Genomic DNA, 18,972 nt, shown 5'->3' with positions numbered 1-18,972 from the left:
GTATTTCTCCTAATTTGCTGTGAATTTTAAAAATGTTATATATATTGCATCATACTCGGTTCCCCATGCTTGGCGTATATCTTCTGGATCAAGAATTCTATAATGTTGCGTCAAAATATGTTGTTGCAACTTCCACCCTCCTTTTTGATGGTTATTCGTCCACCATACTTTTCCTCCCAATGTTTTTAATGGCATGTTAAGAAATGACATCCTATTTACTCCCTTCTTTATGGTAATCCATCTTCATTTCAATAATAAAAAGGCATAATACGCTAATTGGTATTATGCCTTTCTCATTTAATTATTTGATTCATCTTTTTCAGTAGGTTGTTTCATCGCTATCTCCAACAACTTCATCCATTTCAGAGCATCCTATTCAAAATATGAATCAGCTTTTACAGATCCTTCTGGCTTCGATGGATCTACTTCCTCAACATTTCTATCTTCCTCAAAATACGAGTCTGCCTTTACAGATCCCTCTGGTTTTGGTGGATCTACCTCTTCAACATTTCTGTCTTCCTCAAAATATGAATCTGCCTTTACAGATCCTTCTGGTTTCGGTGAATCCAATTCTTTCTTATTCTTAACCTCGTCATAATATGAATCGGCTTTTACAGATCCTTCTGGTTTTTCAGCTTCCTCTTGATTGCTTTGATCACTATTATTATCTTGAGTATCTTCTTTCTGTTTTGAATTATCATTAGTCATACCATATATAGAATGTAACATTCCTGCTAATTCAAGTTCGTTTTGCGGTATGTCATTTAATGCCATGGCTTTTAATCTGAATGTATTATCAGCTTTATTTATTACAAATTGAACTTTAGCTTTTACTTCCTGCTCTCGATATAGACAGTTACCTGTAAACTCAACTATCTCTTCATTATCTTTAGATGTGAAATACTTCCATTTAGGACTCTTAAAAAATTTATGAAAAGCTTCTTCTATAGTCATTATTTCATAATCAGGCAGCTTAGAAGCTTTAATCATTTTTACATACTCATGATCTTTTGTAGTTGCTACCGTAACCTCTTCTTTTACCTTTTTATCAGCTTTAGTTACTGCTTCATCTACGTCATCACTATTGCACCCTGTTACTAATAAAACAGAACTTACAAAAATACTACCCACAATCTTTTTCATTTTTTCCCCTCCATTTAATTACAACCATCTGTATTCATATCCTTAATCCCTTTACCTAAATACTATTTTACAAAAATTCACACACATTATCCATTTATATCAATTTAGCTATATATTTTTAAGCTTTTTTCCAAAATAATCATTACTTCTTCTTGCAAGCTTTTAGGCTCTAAAATTTCGACAGAGGGGAATGATCTGAGCACCCACTGCTTAATTCCATTTTCAAATCCTTGTACTTCAACAAAAATAAAAAAGCTAGTTCAAACTAGCTTTTTACCTTTTTATAATATTTAATTATTTATTAAGCGATTCTCTCCATTCCATCATGTCAATAATTAGTTCACTAAAATCTTTATTAAATGGATATTTCTCTGATAGCTGATCCGAATACTCCCTTTCTAACTTTTCCCACTCCCCACTCAAATGAGTAAAAGCTATTATACATTCGTCTAATGATTTTTTAAAGTTATCCATACATTCTCCCACCTTACACAACATATTTTTATACTAAACTAATTATAATAAACCACCCCCATTTATGATACGGTTCAGCTTTATTTTTCCCAATCAACGACTTCTGAGTTTTTCAACCAAATTGTATACAACCGCTCTTTTGTAGATGGATGAATAGGAACAATCAACATCCAATCTTTCAAATTCTTATCTGTGAAGATCATCACTTGAAATAAACATGGATCAGGTAAACTTTCATAAACAACTGTTGGAAACAAGTCTACATCTAATTCATCTCGATAATGCTCTATATTCTCCCAACCAACTTCTTCTTCTTTAGCTATCACATTGAATTTGTACTTCAATCCGTTACAAAATTCTTCTAACTCTAAATCCATTATTATCACCTCCTAAAAATTAAAAAGAAGTTCAAGCACCATTGATTAGCACTTGAACTTCTTTCATAGTTATAATATACATTTCATATTCCTATTAATACGATTAACCACTTGCTCTTAACATTCGAAGATTCCCCTATTTTCTTATACATTTGCACAGTATCAAAGATCCCCTGTCATATCACTCCAAAAACGCTTTACAACAAAAGTTGTTAGTGATATATTCTAAATAAGCTTATATATAAAGGTTTTAACGAAAAATACACCCTGTAAAAAAAATAAAACAACAGTGTTTATACCTTTTATACTAGCTAATATTACGTAGGATGTGATTATCATACTTTTTACTCCAAATGCAGAAGAACAAAAAATGATTGAACAAGTATTACGATTTCATCCAGAAGAATATGTTGTGGTTCGATTAACTCCGACCATGCTGACGAAGTCTATTATAGATGCTTCTGGTTTAATCAGAAACTTATTAAAACAAGGTAATGTTGTTGACTACAGCAACATTGACCAAGGACCTGAACACAAAATTATAAAAGATGTTGTTTTTTTATCAAATGAAGAGTTAAATCTAAAGATAAGCTTTTATAGACCCAATACGAAAAAAGGAGACCCACGACTTTGGTTTAACGGAATTAAAAAACATATTCATGCTGATGACATGATTATGCTTACCGTTTTAAACTCAAAAGTTATCGTAGTTCCCCTTGTAAAAGATATTTTTAATTCTAACACACTTAGTAATTGTTTCGGTAGCCCCGACGATGACATTGTCAAGAAAGAGCTTATCGATTTAATGAAAACCATTGAGCGTAAAAGGTTTATTCCAAGCGTTTCACCTTCCAAAAAATTCGCTAAAGATGTAGGAGAAACGTTTGAAAGAGAACTAAATATTCATCCCAATTGCGATAAATTAGCTGATTTTAAAGGTCAAATTGAACTTAAAGCTAAACGTTCCAATGTAAAAACTAGAGACACACTGTTTTCAATGGTGCCCGATTGGTCTAATAGTCCAATCGGAGGATCAAACCAAATGATTCAACAGTTTGGATATCCTTCAAGAAAATACGAAGACTTTTTAGATTTGTATGTAACAGTTGGAAACAAACCAAATGCTCAAGGTCTTTTTCTTGTTGTTGATGAAGAAAAAGAGCAAATTCAACAATATCATTTGAGTCCAAACGGAAAAAAAACACTTACTTGTTTTTGGGAATTTAACGCAGTAAAAGAGAGACTTTATAACAAGCACAAAGAAACCATGTGGATCATTGCGGACGAACAAGTAATAGACGGCAACATAAGTTTCCATTATTTTTCCGCAGAATATACAAGAAAACCTATTTTCAGCTCTTTCCTTTTACTGATTTCGTCAGGAATTGTTACTTTTGATTGGCGTGGACGAGTTCGTAAAGATGGAACAGGATACAAAGATAAAGGGCATTGCTTTAGAATCGCCCCGAAAAATAGAAGCTTGCTGTTTGGTGAAACTGAACAAATTGACTTAACTTAACTACAGCAATAATTGTATTCAACAAGTATGCTGGATTAAATATCAAAAAAGAACGAAGATGATATTAACAAAAATCATCTTCGTTCTTTTTAATTTAAATTCAAAGCATTCATAATCTCAGATGCAATTGCCCTTGCTAATAAAGGTGGTACTGCGTTCCCTACTTGAGTATATTGCGGAACTTCTTGTCCTCTTAATGTTCCTCCAGTTGTTCTTTTTCCTAAAAACTCAAAGCTGTCGTCAAACGATTGTAATCTTGCCATTTCTCTTACAGATAAAATCCTAGCCTCATATGGATGTATAAAATCATCCGGTAGAGTTAGCATTGTAGGAGAAATATTATTTCCATTTAACTTAATACGACTATTCTTTTTAGTTAACAAGCTCTTCATCAATTCGGAATCCACATTTCCCTCTGCAAACCTATTTATAATTTCATCAGCTGTAATATTTGTATTTAACCTATTTCTACACTGGACATAAAAATCGACTGCTTGATCTTCTGTACACTTCAATCTATCTTTTAACTTTAACATCATTTTATTTAGCTCAGTCATATCATCTCTATTTTCAGTTAAAAACATAGCAGCCAACAACTTTGACGTATTTACTAACCATAAATTAGCATCAGTATTTATATTCAGCTCAAATTCTGATGCTAATTTTTTTAATATTTCTCGATTCATATTAGTATTTGCATTAAACGTGCATTCCATTAATAATGTTGGGAATTCTTCTAAATTAATACCCTCTGTTCTTATTCTATTCTCCAATTTTTTTGCCGATTCCCCTTGTCTAAATAAGGAAAATCTTTCAATAATATTTATAGAGTGTGTCGAAGTTTCATGATTCAACGGAGTACCACTCCTTCTCAAGGGCCTTCCCTCCGTATCAGGGGTTCTTCCTGTCATAGAAGCGTTAATATAGTCTCCATTATCTATTTCTGGATGTTCACCATTTATAATCAAATCACCAATGGCTTGAAACACCGTTACCCTCTGATGTTCTTCTGGAGTTGTAGGAACAGGATAACAAGGTTCACTTTCTCCATTTCGGTAAGCAATAAATATAGCCCTCTTTCTTCTCTGTGGAACACCATAATCAGCTGCATTTAATATTTGGGGTTGTAATACATTATAACCAATTAGGTTTAGTTCATTTTGCAATATATCACTCACAAAATGTTCACCTGCATATACCACATCTTCCTGCAAACTACGGAAACCAGTAAGTTTAGTATCCATAAATCCCTCTACATTTTCCATAACCACATACCTAGGCTCAACTTCACTAATTATTCTAACGTATTCGTGAAATAGCATGTTTCGAGGATCATTAGGATCTTTCCTCCCAGCTCGACTGAACCCCTGACATGGTGGCCCTCCAAATATGGCATCTATAGTCCCAACATTCAATGGATTATCTAAAAAGATTGGCAAAGAATTTATTCTATTAAAGATAAGTTCACCATCTAAATCTCTAACGTCAGCTAATTCAAAATGAGTATTCTCACCATTTATTAAACCTAATTGTTCATGCCTATTCATATATGTTGCCTTTACATGTTCACTTCTATCACTTGAAAAAACGATGTGAAATCCAGCTTGAATTATACCTTCGCTAAACCCTCCAGCACCGCAAAATAAATCTATCGCGTACATCCAATTCACCTCTGATATAATGTAACATATTGTCGAATAATTTTCCAGGATTAAAATTTTAATTTAATTCCTATATTTGTTATGTTAGTTTTTTTTTTACATATAATAAAAAAGAGAAAATACACTAATTGTATATTTTCTCTAATAAATCTCTCGGATTCCTTTTTTAAATTGGTTTCTTTTTTAATACTTGTAGTACTACCGTATTAATTAAGGTTTCTCCAAATTCAGAAACAAACTCTTCTTCTCTATGATTAAGAATATACTCGCCTATCTTATTATGTGCGATAGAACATCTTATTCTATAAATCCAATAGGCTGAAAGACTAATTATAAATTTCTCAAATTTCTCCCTATCTTTTGCTTTATTAGGCAAATGTTTTTTACAATTCTGCTCATTAAAGCCACCTGTTTCTAACAAAATGCTCTCTAACAAGGAGAAGTCATTCCCCAAAGGGTCGCTCTTTTTACCAAAATCAAAAAATATTTTTTTTGCAATACTCTTATACCTATCAACTAAATTAAGGCTATTACAAATACTATCTATATCTGTGCATCTATTTTCCATTACACTTATTAATTTTTTGCTTTCTGAATCCTCGAATGATTTCAATAATATACCTAGTTCCGTGAAATCATCTCGTAAACTACTTATTTTTTCAACTAAGTCCTTATCAAAAAGCAACTCCATATGATGATAATTTTTCAAATATCTCTCAAAAGCATATGGTTGCTTTAAAGCTCTTAATGCATTATCATGATGCACAACTGTATGATATTCTAGATCACTGACAACACTGATCTTTTTTAGATTCTTTTGATAAGGTTCAGGAAAAACATCTTTATGACTAAAGTGCCCCCAAATTGGTGCTGTATCATAATACTTGCTCATATACTCCGAAAAATATTCTTCTTCTAATAATAGGTAGCTATATTCAAATTCATATTCATGTTGATTATCTAAAAATATATCCTTTTCAACTTCAGAAAGATACGCAATGAATTTCCACTCATTAAGAGAGTTAAGCAACTGTTTCTTCCTATTACTACAATAGTAGATTAACCCTATTTCATTTCCTTGTTCATCATATAATTCTACCGGGTCATCCTGCTTATACATCGAGCTAATATCAACAATTGGGATAGGGACTTTATCATTTAGTGAATAATATCCCTCGTAATTCAAATCTTTTATAGATGTAATTTCTACAGGTAAATTTTCATATTCAACTATATTGACTTCTGTTAATTGGGAATAATTCATATTATTCTGCCTCCGCAATCCAACATGCTTCTAAAGTTTTTTCTCCTTCCTCCCTAAAAAATTCTTTAAAAGCAGCAACTAATAATTTTCTAGTAGCGAAGCCTACATTATCCTTTTTAGGATTTAAACCAGACTTAATATCATTAAATTTTTCTAATCCTAATGGATCATCTTCTGGTCCAGAAGTTTTAATAAGTTCTAGTAAATTATTTAACGCAGTATCAATTCTTTGTTTTCTAACATCGTTAATTGAACCAAAATCAGATAACGCAGCAAAGAAAGCATTCATTACATTTTCATCGGCTAGCCAGTTTGCTTTTCCATTTTTATAAATTCTGTTCATCTCAGTATCTATATCCGCATACTTTTCTAAATACGCCTTAAATGTTTTGAAATTCTCATCCAAACTTTCTTCATCAGAACCCAGGATCTCATCCTCAACCATCTTTGTGGCAACTATGTTATCCCTTCTAACCTCTGGACTTTTAGTCATAAAACTTTGGTATGCCGTGACTAATCTATCTAAAGAATATTTTCTTGGTTTATCACGTCTTTCTTCATCTCTTTCTAGATATATCTCAAGACCTGTAATTTCTTTTTCTAAATTTTCTTTTATTGTTAAGAAAAGTAGCTCAACTTGATGTCTCATGGACATTGGTTTTTGTCCTGAATTTAACACAATTAATCTATAAATTAAATGTTTGATATCAGCTTCCAACCAAAATTCTAATAAAAGCGATTGCCCTTCTTTAAATTCTTTTCCACTTTCTTTTAACTCTTTTAGTATATATGTCCGTTGTAAACCATCAAGTATATTGACTATACCCTTTTTAGCCAGTTCTGTTTCTAATTTCAATTGGTTTCCATCATTAATAATTTCAGATATTCCACTAACGTAATCAGGTTTGATTGCTAAAGTAATGGACGGTAATAAAGTACCATCTAAAATGTCCCTCTTTAAACGTTTGTAAGCTTTATGGGTTTCTTTTTTTCTTTGGATATAAAATTCACTAAAGTCCTCACCCACTAATTGTAAATAATCATCTATTAACATTGTGGCATAAATTACATTAGTGTCCGTTCTAAAATCCTTTGCAGTTCCAATAACATTTATCTTCATATCATTAACCTCCATTTAGCTCTTACACCATTGCTTATACTAAATTAAAGATATCATAAACTGATGCAGGTTAGCTAAAAAAACACTAAATACTACCAAAAATCGACATTCAAATTTTAATACTAAGAACTGCTTTTTCTCTGTTTTATGATTCAATAATACCCCTTTACAAAAGGGGTATTATTAAAATCAAAAAACCGCCCCTATTTATGATACGGTTCACCGCGATTAATACGAAACGCTCTATACACTTGCTCAAGCAATACTAATCGCATTAATTGATGTGGTAATGTCATCTTTGAGAAGGAAAGAGATTCGTTTGAACGCTTCATTACTTCAGAACTAAGCCCCAGTGATCCACCAATTACAAATGTGATTTTGCTCTTTCCATATGTAGCAAGGCGATCTATACTTGCTGCAAATTCTTCTGATGATTTTTGTTTTCCTTCTATAGCTAACGCAATGACGTGCGTATCATCAGAAATTTTATCCAGTATACGTATGCCTTCTTTTTCTTTTACAATTAGCATTTCTGCTGCACTTAAATTTTCTGGTGCCTTTTCATCTGGCAACTCAATTACTTCTACTTTTGCGTAAGAAGATAATCGTTTTAAGTATTCTGCTATACCTTGTTTTAAGTATTTTTCTTTTAATTTTCCGATTGAAATAATCGAGATATTCACATCTATTCCCCACCTTACAAACACGTTATCCACAGGACTTATCCACATATCCACAAATGTTACCCACATATTGTGTGAGAATCTGTGTTCGATACAACATATGTCGCCTCATTTTGACAAAATTCACATGTTTTTTTCTCTTCTTTAGAGTTATCCACATTGTTAATAACCGGTGCGACTTCACACTCATCCACAATGATATCTAATGCTAATTCAACATGTTCTAAACAACAAGGTAAATTCATATTCTTCACCTCACTTTTCTACAATAGAAAACAGGAGGTAGGCCCTCCTGTTTTTAATACTTTTGAATGCCTAATTTCACCGTTGTTGTCGCTCGTTTTGTACCACGATAAAACGTAAGAGTCATTTTATCATTAATTTTTTTATTATATAAGGCCGTGCGGAACCCAATAATATCGTGCACCGCTTTTCCATCTACCGCCACAATAACATCATGTTCTCTAAGACCCGCATCCGTACCTGGCGAAGGACTTTTCACATCTAAAATGCAGACTCCTTCTGTTACGTTACCTGGTAAGTGTAATGTTTTTGACCAATAGTAACTCGGAATCTCATTTAATGATCTTAGTTCAATCCCAACGTAAGGTCTTCTTACTTTACCGTACTTTTCTAGTTCATTCATAATAGGAACAGCTCTCGTAACTGGAATAGCTAGTCCAATTCCTTCTACTTCTTTTGCTGCAATTTTCATTGAGTTAATACCTATTAATTGTCCCGCTACATTTACAAGCGCTCCACCACTATTACCTGGATTAATTGCCGCATCTGTTTGCAATACTTCTACTTGCCAATCGTAATGTCCATCTTGATCTAAATCTACAGGAACAATACGCTCATTAGCCGAAATAATACCTTGTGTGACAGTTCCGGAAAATTGTAACCCCAGTGGATTTCCAATCGCAATAACTGGTTCTCCTCTACGAACGGTATTAGATTCGCCAATTTCAATCACTTTCTTCACATGCTTCGCATCTATTTCTAGTACAGCTAAGTCCGTGACTACATCGGTTCCTAATACTTTACCTGGAATTTTCTTACCGTCACTTAAGCTCACTTCAATACGATTCGCCCCAGCAACAACGTGGTTATTCGTTACAATATACGCATGTCCATCTGTTCTCTTATAAATCACACCAGAGCCTGTACCAGCCTCCGAATCAGCCTCTGAAAAATCGTCTCGTTGAATATTAATAACACCAACAACAGCCTCTGAAGCACGATCAACAGCATCTACAAAGCTAATCTGTTTAACAGGAACATTTCCACTTTGAGCTTCAGCCATATTTTTTTCACTTGCTTCAGCTTGCGGAAGCTTACCTGCATGATTTGAAAATAAAGGAGCTCCAAATGCAAATAATGAAGCACCTACAATTGTTCCCGCTATGCTAGAAATGACAATACCTTTATGTTTCTTTTTCCCTGCGCGTTTAATACGATATTTTTCTTCATCAATAAAGGACATATTTGTTCACCTATCTTCCTGAAAACAACTATATTCACCTTTATTGTTTACTAAAATGAAGAATTATACGTATTGAATTTTCGTAGGCATTTTTTGATCCGTATCATGTATTTCAAAGGATTCTCCAACCCCAAAACCTTTTTCTTCTAATACTTGTGATACAGACATACGCGCTAATTCTTTCATGTTATTATCTAAGCTTAAATGCGCTAAATAAATGTGTTTTGTCTCGTCTGTAATAACATCAGCCATCGCTAATGCAGCGTCCTCATTACAAACGTGGCCAACGTCGCTTAAAATACGTCGCTTAATGCTCCATGGATAGCGCCCCATACGAAGCATTTCCACATCATGATTACTTTCAAATACGAAAGCGTTCGCTCCCTTAATAACACCTTTCATACGGTCACTTACGTAGCCTGTATCTGTAATAAGAGCTAACTTTCTATTATTGTTATGAAAAGCATAAAACATCGGTTCCGCCGCATCATGAGAAACACCAAATGATTCAACTTCAATATCTCCAAATGTTTTCACGTCTCCTACTGAGAAAATGAATTTTTGATCAGTTGGGATATTACCTATTAAATGTTCCATTGCATTCCATGTTTTCTCGTTCGCATAAACAGGTAAATCATATTTACGCGCCAATACACCTAATCCTTTAATGTGGTCACTATGCTCATGTGTTACAAGAATACCTGATATGTCATTTATATTCAGTTCAGCTTGTTTAAATAAAGCCTCTGTCGCTTTACCACTTAAACCTGCATCGACGAGCAGCTTTTTTTCATCTGTTCCTACATATAACATATTCCCTGTACTTCCACTTGCAAGTACACTAAAATGCATACTCATTCTTTCTCACTCCATTATGTTCTTCCGGCACTTGAGTTTCCCCTAATTCCATAACTTGTCCTTCAATTGCATTCACAAAAAAATCCTTTTTCTGTTCTGTCTTTAAGTTCCATGTTGGAGCAAGCACTTGTATATTAGAAGAAGACTCCGCAAGAGTCGCATATCCAATCTGCGCCTCTTTCACGTGCGTATTTTCTGCAATTTTATTTTTCAAATATATATTTTCTAAAGCTGTTTGCGCAGTAATAATTTCTTGTTCTTTCGTCTTTTCGCTTTCGCCCATTTCCTTCAAATCCGTTAACATTGTTTGTTTATACGAAATAAGCTCATTTTTTTCATTTAAATCTACAACAATCATCGCACGATTATTGTAGAAGATTGGTTTATCTTTATACTTTTGAAAGAAGTAAATTTTTGAGTCCTTTATTGCCCCAAACTCATATTTTTGTCCATCCAGCACATAATTTTTCAAAAACTCATTATACTTATCTTTTGACAATGATTTTGTATTTAAAAAAGGCTCTTTTAATTTACTCTCTATTTGATATTCGTCTTGCACATGCGCCGTCTGATTTTTTAAAGATTGCACATCTTCTTCTTTGAAAACCTTATTTTTTGCCATTATAAATGACTCTTTTTTCGGTTCTTTAGGAAAATTCCCCATAGTAATTTTTTCAGCTTTTAATTGTTGATCGATTTTCGTTTCCGTCACAATTTCTAATTGATTACTATCTTGCTTTTGAATGAACTGAAAAATAAGAAAGAGGTCTAAAACAAAAAAGGTCACAATAAATATGGTTTTAATTCGATCCCAATCCATTTAGTCCCCCCTCACTCCACTCATATATTTGTTGCTTACCATCTTCTTCACATTTTACATACCATATCGGCTGTAAGACAGCGATTCTCCCACTCCCATCACTGATGGAAGGTTCCAATGACATTTTATAACCAATACCAACATCCTGAATTGATTTTTTATCAATTTCCGGGTTATTCTCTAGTGATGTCATCACTGTATGACCTGATGCAAGAGAAGTTGTTTGTTGTTTACTAGGCAAAGTAATACTGAACTCAAAAAAGGGTCTTTCATACTGCATAATTTCACCTGAACCCCATACTTGTTTTAATTCCGCTATTCCATTGGCATTAAATACAGGCAAACCATCCTCATATAAACGGAATGAAGTTTTCCTCCCATTAATATAATCAAAACGATAGGACTTAAAGGATCCACTATGCCCACTTACAAAGTCAAAACTTTTTTGTAAAATCACCGCATTATCCGTAGGTTTATCACCATGTACAGCGGAATTTTTATATTTCAACATTGCATCCAACTTATCAATTTCCATAGAACGGATGCCATCCGTAAATGTTTCCTTTTCTTTCTCAGAAATAGGACTTAAATAACGTGGATCACTAAATAAAGCATTTTTGAATGGATCCACCTCTAGTTTAGCTGTAATATACTCTGCCTTACTTAATTCCGTAATCCCATCTGGTAAAAAAAGTTTTTTTGTATCATTTATTTGATATTCAAAATATGGTCTTGCTACTGTTATAAGTTGATTTTGAGCATTTATAATATCCTTTATATAAGCACCGCTCAATTTTGCTTGATATATTTTATGAGGAGTATCATAGGAAACAAAGCTAACTTTAATTTCTTGGTCCGTACTTCTAGAAGGATCAATTATAATACGATTAAAACTTCTGTTACTTTCTATGTTTTTATCTTTAATATTAAACATATCTTTAATCGTATCTAACGGGATATTTGTAGGGAAAACAAATTCAATTTTTTCTTCTCCGTGTACATAAGACAGAAAATCACCTTTAGGGACTGTCCCCGTTATTTCCCTAAAATCATGTAATTCTCCGTTTTCAAGAATTTTATAGATTGAATCCACATTTTCCTTCTTTTCGCTTACATAATGATTTTTCTCTTTATGAATAACGACAGAGGATGGGCGAACAACCTCCGAAATTTTTACCTGATTTATCTCTTCGTTACCTTGAACGAACTTTGTATTTTGCATAGAAGTGGAATCAGGAACATATGTCCATAAGTTAAAAGTAAGAAATAGACTAATGACAACCAAATTAATTAGAACTATCGTTTTAAAGTTTTCCATACTCATTCCCAATCGTCCTCTTCATCTGTCGCCATTGGCAATGTGAAATAAATAGTTGTCCCTTTTCCTTCCTCACTTTTCGCCCAAATCGAGCCGCCATGTGCCTCAATCATTTCTTTCGCAATAGCTAACCCAAGACCTGTACCACCCATTTGTCTCGAACGCGCTTTATCTACACGATAAAAACGTTCAAATATTTTATCTACATTTTCTTTCGGAATTCCCATTCCTTGATCACTCACACTAATCTCTAATAACTCCCCGCGGTCACGCAGGCGATATGTTACTGTACCACCTTCTGGCGAATATTTTAGTGCATTGGAAATAATGTTATATAAAACTTGTGTGATTTTGTCTGTATCCATATCAATAAATCGAGATTTTTTAGAGAAAGATCGTTTGAAGCTTACATTTTGCTCTTTAGACATTTCAAAGCGATCGATAACATTATTAAAGAAGTCAGTAAAGTCGACCCATTCCTTCATTAAGCGATGTTCTGTACTATCTAGTTTAGATAGTTGTAACAATGCATTTACAAGCCTGATCATTCTTTCCGTTTCCTCTTGTGTAACCGTTAAAAATTGCGGTGCAATATTTGGATCTTGCCATGCTCCATCAGTAAGTGCTTCTAAGTAACTGCGCATTGTTGTTAACGGCGTTCTTAACTCATGAGATACGTTCGCAACAAACTCACGGCGCTCTTGTTCTATCCGCTCCTGTTCTGTTACATCATATAATACAGCAATTAAACCATTTGCCTTCCCTGTTTCTTTTTGAATAACAGAGAAACTAGCACGTAAAATATATGGTTCATTTCTCGTACTAAAATCTAATAAAACTGAATCAGGTTCTTCATATAAATGATCAAGTGTAAATTCTTCTTGTATTCCTAACACTTCTAACACTGATTGATCTAGCGCCGTTTCACGCGAAACATTTAACATCTTTTCCGCAGGATCATTTAATAAAATGATATCCCCTTTTCGATCAGTAGCAATTACTCCATCTGTCATATGTGATAAAACGGATGATAATTTTCGTCTTTCACTTTCTGTGGAGGAACGAGCTTGTTGTAATTTTTTAGATAAATTGTTAAAAGATAATGCTAATTGTCCAATCTCATCGTGACTATGCACCTTTACTTTTCGCGAATAATTTCCTTTCGCCATTTCAATTGCTTGTCTTCGCATATCTGAAATTGGTCTCGTAATTGTTTGAGCCAATAAAATTCCAAGTACAGCTGTTACTAATAAAGCAATTACTGTCCCCGTTGCGAAAATTTGGTTGATGTCCTTCATTTGTTTATACACATCTTCCATAGATGCAACAATATGAATGACGCCAAGTACATCTCCGCCCGGCTCTTTTAGAATAGGGGTAATCATAACTTGAACTCGATGACCTGTATGTCCATCTTTCTCAATCTTTGACTCTGGTTTCTTTTGTACCATTACCCGTTGTACAGCTGTATCTGCTGACGTTCGTCCTACCTTATTTTGCTTAGACCCATCTGAAATTGCCATTAATTTTTTAGTAGAATCAATTACACTTACTTCTTGAATATCTCTCTTACGATCTGATGCGAATTTTTGAATCGAATCATTAATAGCTTTATCTACTGATTCTGTTTTAGGACGTTCTTTTACAAACTCTTGCTTCAGGTTATAAGAAAGTAAGTTTGTTTGCTGCGTTAAGGAATCTTGAAAGCCTTTTACAAGGCTTTTTTCTAATTCCCTGACGAAATATACACCAATTACTTGCATTGCTATTAATATTAACAGCATATATATGAGCACAAATTTTAAATGAATAGATTGAAAAAACCCAACTTTCTTCATATACTATTCCTGTTCTGGGTCACGCAAGTAATACCCTACCCCACGTCTAGTTACAATTAAAGTAGGATGACTTGGATTATCTTCAACTTTTTCGCGTAAACGACGTACTGTTACGTCTACTGTACGTACATCTCCAAAATAATCATAACCCCAAACTGTTTGTAATAAATGTTCACGAGTCATAACTTGACCTAAATGCTTCGCTAAATAATGTAGTAATTCAAATTCACGATGTGTAAGCTCAATGCTTTCTTCACGCTTCGTTACACTATAAGCGTTCGAATTGATAACGATTGGTCCAATAACCATTTCGGTATTTTCTTCTTTCTCTGCAGCACCACCCTGCTGATGGCGACGTAAATTTGCTTTCACACGAGCAAGTAACTCCCTCGTACTAAATGGCTTCGTTACATAATCATCTGCCCCAAGCTCAAGCCCCAATACTTTATCAATTTCAGAGTCTTTTGCTGTAAGCATAATAATTGGCATTTCTGAGCTTTTACGTATTTCACGACATACCTCTAAACCGTCTTTTCCCGGTAACATAATATCTAATAAAACCATATCTGGCTGTTCTTCATTTGCTTTTTCAATCGCCTCATCACCATCATGCGCCATTACAATTTCAAAACCTTCTTTTTCTAGGTTGAACTTCAAAATATCCGCAATCGGCTTTTCATCATCAACTACTAAAATTTTCTTTCCCATCATCGTCTATTTCCTCCTTATAAAAATATGATCAATAATCCTCAAACATATTGGTGTTTCTATAGTATGTTCCTATATGACAACAATCTTAGTCTAAGTATTTCTCCTCTATTCTCATAGACTCATGTATCATCCACTTTTACACGGAATCCTATACGATCTATAGAAAAACCTCTAGCTTCAACTGCTAGAGGCTCCTCATTCTATTGTAAAATAACTACCCACTTTTGTAAAACTGGACAAAATAAAAAGGATATTAAGTGGGCCCACTTAATATCCTGAGAGTGGCTCGGGACGGAATCGAACCGCCGACACGAGGATTTTCAGTCCTCTGCTCTACCGACTGAGCTACCGAGCCAAAACTATATATAAAACCACTAATGGTGGTATAAACAAAAGTGGCGGTCCCGACCGGGGTCGAACCGGCGATCTCCTGCGTGACAGGCAGGCATGTTAACCACTACACCACGGGACCAAAAATGAACATAAAAAAACATGACCCGTACGGGATTCGAACCCGTGTTACCGCCGTGAAAGGGCGGTGTCTTAACCACTTGACCAACGGGCCACGAAAAATAAAATGGTGAGCCATGAAGGATTCGAACCTTCGACCCTCTGATTAAAAGTCAGATGCTCTACCAACTGAGCTAATGGCTCATACTCACCAACGTCATATTTTCGTGACGACAAGACATATCATAACATGTTATCTTTCATTTTTGCAATACCTTTTTTTATTTTTTTATAAAAGATAAGAAAAAACTCATGAAAACATGAGTTTTTTCTTAAAAGAATCAATTTTTTATATCAATTAAGCTTCGTATACATTACGAACGATATTTGTTTGATTACGATCTGGTCCAACTGAGAACATAGATAATTGGATTCCTGTTAATTCAGAAACACGCTCTACGTATTTTCTTGCATTTTCAGGAAGTTCATCTAATGATTTCATAGCAGTAACATCTTCTGTCCAACCTGGAAGCTCTTCATATACAGGCTCACATTTCGCTAAAATGTTTAAGTTAGCTGGAACTTCATCGATAACTTCGCCATTGTATTTGTAAGCAACACAAATTTTAAGAGTTGGGATACCTGTTAATACATCGATAGAGTTTAATGATAAGTCTGTTAAACCACTAACACGACGTGCATGTCTTACAACAACGCTATCGAACCAACCTACGCGGCGCGGACGACCAGTTGTTGTTCCGTATTCACGACCAACTTCACGAATTTGATGACCGATTTCATCATTAAGTTCCGTAGGGAATGGACCATCACCTACACGGCTTGTATATGCTTTACATACACCTACAACGCGAGTAACTTTCGCAGGACCAACTCCAGTTCCAACTGTTACACCACCAGCAATTGGGTTAGAAGATGTAACGAATGGATACGTACCGTGGTCAATATCAAGCATAACACCTTGTGCACCTTCAAATAATACACGATGATTGTTATCTAGTGCATCATTTAATACGACAGATGTATCGCATACATACTGTGCGATTTGTTGTCCGTATTCGAAGTACTCTTCAAAGATTTCTTCTACGCTGAAACCTTCTGTATCGTACATTTTTTCAAACAAACGATTTTTTTCCACTAAATTGCGCTCAAGCTTCTCTTTAAATGCTTCACGGTCTAAAAGATCAGCCATACGGATACCAATACGAGCAGCTTTATCCATATATGCAGGACCGATACCTTTTTTCGTTGTACCGATCTTGTTATCACCTTTACTCGCTTCTTCTAACTCATCTTGTTTTAAGTGATAAGGTAAAATAACGTGCGCACGGTTACTTACACGTAAATTATCAGTACTTACACCACGATCGTGTAAGTATTTTAACTCTTCAAGTAATGCTTTCGGATCTACTACTAAGCCATTTCCGATTACACAAATTTTCTCTTTATAGAAAATACCAGATGGAATTAAGTGTAATTTATATTTAACTCCGCCGAAAACAATTGTATGTCCCGCGTTATTTCCACCTTGATATCTTGCAACTACTTCCGCATGCTCAGAAAGAAAATCAGTGATTTTACCTTTTCCTTCGTCGCCCCATTGTGTTCCTACAACTACTACTGAAGACATTATTAAAGCACCTCCGCAATTTTCAAACGATCTATTCAAACAATATAATTGTACCAAAACAGAAAAAGAAGTCAACCAAAAAGCGAACATTTTTTTATCGAAAAACGTTTTCGTTCGTAAGAATTACATATTCACCTTATGAAAGCCCTATCTTTCATATAAAAAAAAAGAAACACATCTTATTATAAGAAATGTGTTTCTTTTTTATACTGCCTTTATGCGTGCGGTGCATGTCCATCCTCAAAGCGGCGTTCTAAGTTGACGAATTTATTAAATTCCTTAACAAACGCAAGCTCTACTGAACCTACTGGACCATTACGTTGTTTTGCAATGATAATTTCAATTGTATTTTTATTTTCTGTTTCACGATCATAGTAATCTTCACGATATAGGAAGGCTACAATGTCAGCATCCTGCTCGATACTTCCTGATTCACGAATGTCAGACATCATCGGACGTTTATCTTGACGAGATTCTACACCACGAGATAACTGCGACAAGGCGATAACAGGTACTTGCAATTCACGTGCAATCCCTTTTAATGTACGAGAAATCTCAGATACTTCCTGCTGACGGTTTTCTCCTGATTTCCCACTTCCTTGAATAAGCTGTAAATAGTCAATCAAAACCATCCCAAGACCTTGTTCTTGCTTTAATCTACGACATTTTGCTCGAATCTCATTTACTTTAATCCCTGGTGTATCATCAATATATATACCAGCATTAGAAAGGCTACCCATCGCCATTGTTAATTTCGCCCAATCATCAGAAGTTAATGAACCGGTACGAAGTCTTTGCGCATCAATATTTCCTTCTGCACAAAGCATACGCATAACAAGCTGATCAGAGCCCATCTCCAAACTAAAAATCGCTACATTTTCATCAGTTTTCGTCGCTACGTTTTGTGCGATATTTAATGAAAATGCAGTTTTCCCCACCGACGGACGCGCTGCTACGATGATTAAATCATTTCGCTGAAAACCCGCGGTCATCTTATCTAATTCAGTAAATCCAGTTGGTATCCCAGTAACTTCACCTTTTTGATTATGCAAAAGTTCAATTTTATCATAAGCATCTACAAGAACATCTTTAATGTTTTGGAATGCTTTTGCATTTGTTTGATGTGATACTTCTAATATTTTTTTCTCAGCCTCATTTAAAAGGCCATCCACATCATCTTCTCGCTCGTATCCATCCGATACAATATGAGTTGCCGTTCGAATTAAACGACGTAAAAGTGCCTTTTCAGCGATGATGCGTGCATAATATTCTACATTAGCAGCTGTTGGAACAACTTCTGCTAATTCTGCTAGATAAGAAACCCCACCAACTTCTTCTAGTAACCCTTGATCAGCCATCGCTGATGTCATTATTACTAAGTCGATTGGTTCTCCCTTATCAGACAACCCAAGCATGACTTCAAAAATCTTTTGATGTTTCGTTCGATAGAACGAGTCAGGTAGCAACAGCTCTGATGCTGACGTTAATGCATCTTGATCAATCAATATAGCCCCTAAAACCGCCTGCTCTGCTTCTATATTATGCGGAGGGGTACGATCAGCCAGTACATCACTCATGCGCAATCCTCCTTGCTTAATTTAT

General features: G+C 34.7%; 18 protein-coding genes and 4 tRNA genes. 1 reads left to right on the top strand and 21 read right to left on the bottom strand.

Annotated elements, in window-relative coordinates:
• Positions 1 to 9 precede the first annotated feature (9 nt).
• The 4 genes from AC1DTM_RS01150 to AC1DTM_RS01135 all read right to left on the bottom strand — a co-directional run bounded on the left by AC1DTM_RS01150 (position 10) and on the right by AC1DTM_RS01135 (position 1,994).
• Positions 10 to 210 carry a hypothetical protein gene (locus AC1DTM_RS01150; RefSeq protein WP_476999967.1) on the bottom strand — a complete coding sequence of 67 codons (201 nt, stop codon included), beginning with the start codon at positions 208 to 210 and terminating at the stop codon, positions 10 to 12.
• A 162-nt stretch (positions 211 to 372) separates the two neighbouring features.
• Positions 373 to 1,143 (bottom strand): hypothetical protein, encoded by a 771-nt coding sequence (locus AC1DTM_RS01145; RefSeq protein ID WP_476999966.1) that lies wholly within the window; start codon positions 1,141 to 1,143, stop codon positions 373 to 375.
• A 294-nt stretch (positions 1,144 to 1,437) separates the two neighbouring features.
• Positions 1,438 to 1,617 (bottom strand): hypothetical protein, encoded by a 180-nt coding sequence (locus tag AC1DTM_RS01140; RefSeq protein WP_476999965.1) that lies wholly within the window; start codon positions 1,615 to 1,617, stop codon positions 1,438 to 1,440.
• A gap of 80 nt (positions 1,618 to 1,697) precedes the next feature.
• On the bottom strand, positions 1,698 to 1,994 hold the full coding sequence (locus tag AC1DTM_RS01135) for a hypothetical protein (protein WP_476999964.1): 297 nt from the start codon (positions 1,992 to 1,994) through the stop codon (positions 1,698 to 1,700).
• 370 nt (positions 1,995 to 2,364) lie between these two features.
• Here AC1DTM_RS01135 and AC1DTM_RS01130 point away from each other — a divergent pair, with 370 nt between their 5' ends.
• Positions 2,365 to 3,513 carry an MvaI/BcnI family restriction endonuclease gene (locus tag AC1DTM_RS01130; protein ID WP_476999963.1) on the top strand — a complete coding sequence of 383 codons (1,149 nt, stop codon included), beginning with the start codon at positions 2,365 to 2,367 and terminating at the stop codon, positions 3,511 to 3,513.
• 89 nt (positions 3,514 to 3,602) lie between these two features.
• Here the strand turns inward: AC1DTM_RS01130 and AC1DTM_RS01125 are convergent, their stop codons facing one another.
• The 17 genes from AC1DTM_RS01125 to dnaB form a co-directional block, all read right to left on the bottom strand.
• Positions 3,603 to 5,174, bottom strand: a complete 1,572-nt coding sequence (locus AC1DTM_RS01125; protein WP_476999962.1) for a DNA cytosine methyltransferase — start codon at positions 5,172 to 5,174, stop codon at positions 3,603 to 3,605.
• Between the two features lie 166 nt (positions 5,175 to 5,340).
• Entirely contained in the window at positions 5,341 to 6,438 is a 1,098-nt protein-coding gene (locus AC1DTM_RS01120) for a hypothetical protein (protein ID WP_476999961.1), read from the bottom strand.
• 1 nt (position 6,439) lies between these two features.
• A complete protein-coding gene (locus AC1DTM_RS01115) occupies positions 6,440 to 7,558 on the bottom strand; it encodes a hypothetical protein (protein ID WP_476999960.1) in 1,119 nt (372 codons plus the stop codon).
• A 203-nt stretch (positions 7,559 to 7,761) separates the two neighbouring features.
• On the bottom strand, positions 7,762 to 8,241 hold the full coding sequence (rlmH, locus tag AC1DTM_RS01110) for a 23S rRNA (pseudouridine(1915)-N(3))-methyltransferase RlmH (protein WP_002123590.1): 480 nt from the start codon (positions 8,239 to 8,241) through the stop codon (positions 7,762 to 7,764).
• A 59-nt stretch (positions 8,242 to 8,300) separates the two neighbouring features.
• Positions 8,301 to 8,486, bottom strand: coding sequence for a CxxH/CxxC protein (locus AC1DTM_RS01105; protein ID WP_002035001.1), 186 nt, complete (start codon positions 8,484 to 8,486; stop codon positions 8,301 to 8,303).
• A gap of 53 nt (positions 8,487 to 8,539) precedes the next feature.
• Positions 8,540 to 9,727, bottom strand: coding sequence for a S1C family serine protease (locus AC1DTM_RS01100; protein WP_088099756.1), 1,188 nt, complete (start codon positions 9,725 to 9,727; stop codon positions 8,540 to 8,542).
• Between the two features lie 63 nt (positions 9,728 to 9,790).
• Positions 9,791 to 10,585, bottom strand: coding sequence for an MBL fold metallo-hydrolase (locus tag AC1DTM_RS01095; protein WP_002138925.1), 795 nt, complete (start codon positions 10,583 to 10,585; stop codon positions 9,791 to 9,793).
• Positions 10,569 to 11,405, bottom strand: coding sequence for a two-component system regulatory protein YycI (locus tag AC1DTM_RS01090; protein WP_016106794.1), 837 nt, complete (start codon positions 11,403 to 11,405; stop codon positions 10,569 to 10,571). The genes AC1DTM_RS01095 and AC1DTM_RS01090 overlap by 17 nt, the downstream gene beginning before the upstream one ends.
• Entirely contained in the window at positions 11,386 to 12,729 is a 1,344-nt protein-coding gene (locus tag AC1DTM_RS01085; protein WP_016106795.1) for a YycH family regulatory protein, read from the bottom strand. Before AC1DTM_RS01085 ends, AC1DTM_RS01090 begins: the two co-directional genes overlap by 20 nt.
• On the bottom strand, positions 12,726 to 14,561 hold the full coding sequence (gene walK, locus AC1DTM_RS01080; protein ID WP_002144571.1) for a cell wall metabolism sensor histidine kinase WalK: 1,836 nt from the start codon (positions 14,559 to 14,561) through the stop codon (positions 12,726 to 12,728). The genes AC1DTM_RS01085 and walK overlap by 4 nt, the downstream gene beginning before the upstream one ends.
• Positions 14,562 to 14,564: 3 nt before the next feature.
• Complete coding sequence (gene walR / locus AC1DTM_RS01075; protein ID WP_002089942.1) at positions 14,565 to 15,272, bottom strand: cell wall metabolism DNA-binding response regulator WalR; 708 nt, start codon at positions 15,270 to 15,272, stop codon at positions 14,565 to 14,567.
• Between the two features lie 282 nt (positions 15,273 to 15,554).
• Positions 15,555 to 15,627: transfer RNA gene (locus tag AC1DTM_RS01070), tRNA-Phe, on the bottom strand.
• Between the two features lie 41 nt (positions 15,628 to 15,668).
• A tRNA-Asp gene (locus tag AC1DTM_RS01065) sits at positions 15,669 to 15,744 on the bottom strand.
• Positions 15,745 to 15,765: 21 nt separating this feature from the next.
• Positions 15,766 to 15,837: transfer RNA gene (locus AC1DTM_RS01060), tRNA-Glu, on the bottom strand.
• Between the two features lie 13 nt (positions 15,838 to 15,850).
• A tRNA-Lys gene (locus tag AC1DTM_RS01055) sits at positions 15,851 to 15,926 on the bottom strand.
• A gap of 154 nt (positions 15,927 to 16,080) precedes the next feature.
• Positions 16,081 to 17,370, bottom strand: a complete 1,290-nt coding sequence (locus tag AC1DTM_RS01050; RefSeq protein ID WP_002138921.1) for an adenylosuccinate synthase — start codon at positions 17,368 to 17,370, stop codon at positions 16,081 to 16,083.
• A 215-nt stretch (positions 17,371 to 17,585) separates the two neighbouring features.
• Positions 17,586 to 18,947 carry a replicative DNA helicase gene (dnaB, locus tag AC1DTM_RS01045; RefSeq protein ID WP_002113222.1) on the bottom strand — a complete coding sequence of 454 codons (1,362 nt, stop codon included), beginning with the start codon at positions 18,945 to 18,947 and terminating at the stop codon, positions 17,586 to 17,588.
• Between the last annotated feature and the right edge of the window lie 25 nt (positions 18,948 to 18,972).

The organism is Bacillus sp. P4_D3, assembly GCF_056401855.1.
This window is presented reverse-complemented; position numbering and strand designations above follow the sequence as displayed.

Coding starts and splice junctions, on each gene's coding strand:
- AC1DTM_RS01150 (WP_476999967.1), bottom strand. CDS start 210: ATGTCATTTCTTAACATGCCATTAAAAACATTGGGAGGAAAAGTATGG.
- AC1DTM_RS01145 (WP_476999966.1), bottom strand. CDS start 1,143: ATGAAAAAGATTGTGGGTAGTATTTTTGTAAGTTCTGTTTTATTAGTA.
- AC1DTM_RS01140 (WP_476999965.1), bottom strand. CDS start 1,617: ATGGATAACTTTAAAAAATCATTAGACGAATGTATAATAGCTTTTACT.
- AC1DTM_RS01135 (WP_476999964.1), bottom strand. CDS start 1,994: ATGGATTTAGAGTTAGAAGAATTTTGTAACGGATTGAAGTACAAATTC.
- AC1DTM_RS01130 (WP_476999963.1), top strand. CDS start 2,365: ATGATTGAACAAGTATTACGATTTCATCCAGAAGAATATGTTGTGGTT.
- AC1DTM_RS01125 (WP_476999962.1), bottom strand. CDS start 5,174: ATGTACGCGATAGATTTATTTTGCGGTGCTGGAGGGTTTAGCGAAGGT.
- AC1DTM_RS01120 (WP_476999961.1), bottom strand. CDS start 6,438: ATGAATTATTCCCAATTAACAGAAGTCAATATAGTTGAATATGAAAAT.
- AC1DTM_RS01115 (WP_476999960.1), bottom strand. CDS start 7,558: ATGAAGATAAATGTTATTGGAACTGCAAAGGATTTTAGAACGGACACT.
- AC1DTM_RS01105 (WP_002035001.1), bottom strand. CDS start 8,486: ATGAATTTACCTTGTTGTTTAGAACATGTTGAATTAGCATTAGATATC.
- AC1DTM_RS01100 (WP_088099756.1), bottom strand. CDS start 9,727: ATGTCCTTTATTGATGAAGAAAAATATCGTATTAAACGCGCAGGGAAA.
- AC1DTM_RS01095 (WP_002138925.1), bottom strand. CDS start 10,585: ATGAGTATGCATTTTAGTGTACTTGCAAGTGGAAGTACAGGGAATATG.
- AC1DTM_RS01090 (WP_016106794.1), bottom strand. CDS start 11,405: ATGGATTGGGATCGAATTAAAACCATATTTATTGTGACCTTTTTTGTT.
- AC1DTM_RS01085 (WP_016106795.1), bottom strand. CDS start 12,729: ATGAGTATGGAAAACTTTAAAACGATAGTTCTAATTAATTTGGTTGTC.
- walK (WP_002144571.1), bottom strand. CDS start 14,561: ATGAAGAAAGTTGGGTTTTTTCAATCTATTCATTTAAAATTTGTGCTC.
- walR (WP_002089942.1), bottom strand. CDS start 15,272: ATGATGGGAAAGAAAATTTTAGTAGTTGATGATGAAAAGCCGATTGCG.
- AC1DTM_RS01050 (WP_002138921.1), bottom strand. CDS start 17,370: ATGTCTTCAGTAGTAGTTGTAGGAACACAATGGGGCGACGAAGGAAAA.
- dnaB (WP_002113222.1), bottom strand. CDS start 18,947: ATGAGTGATGTACTGGCTGATCGTACCCCTCCGCATAATATAGAAGCA.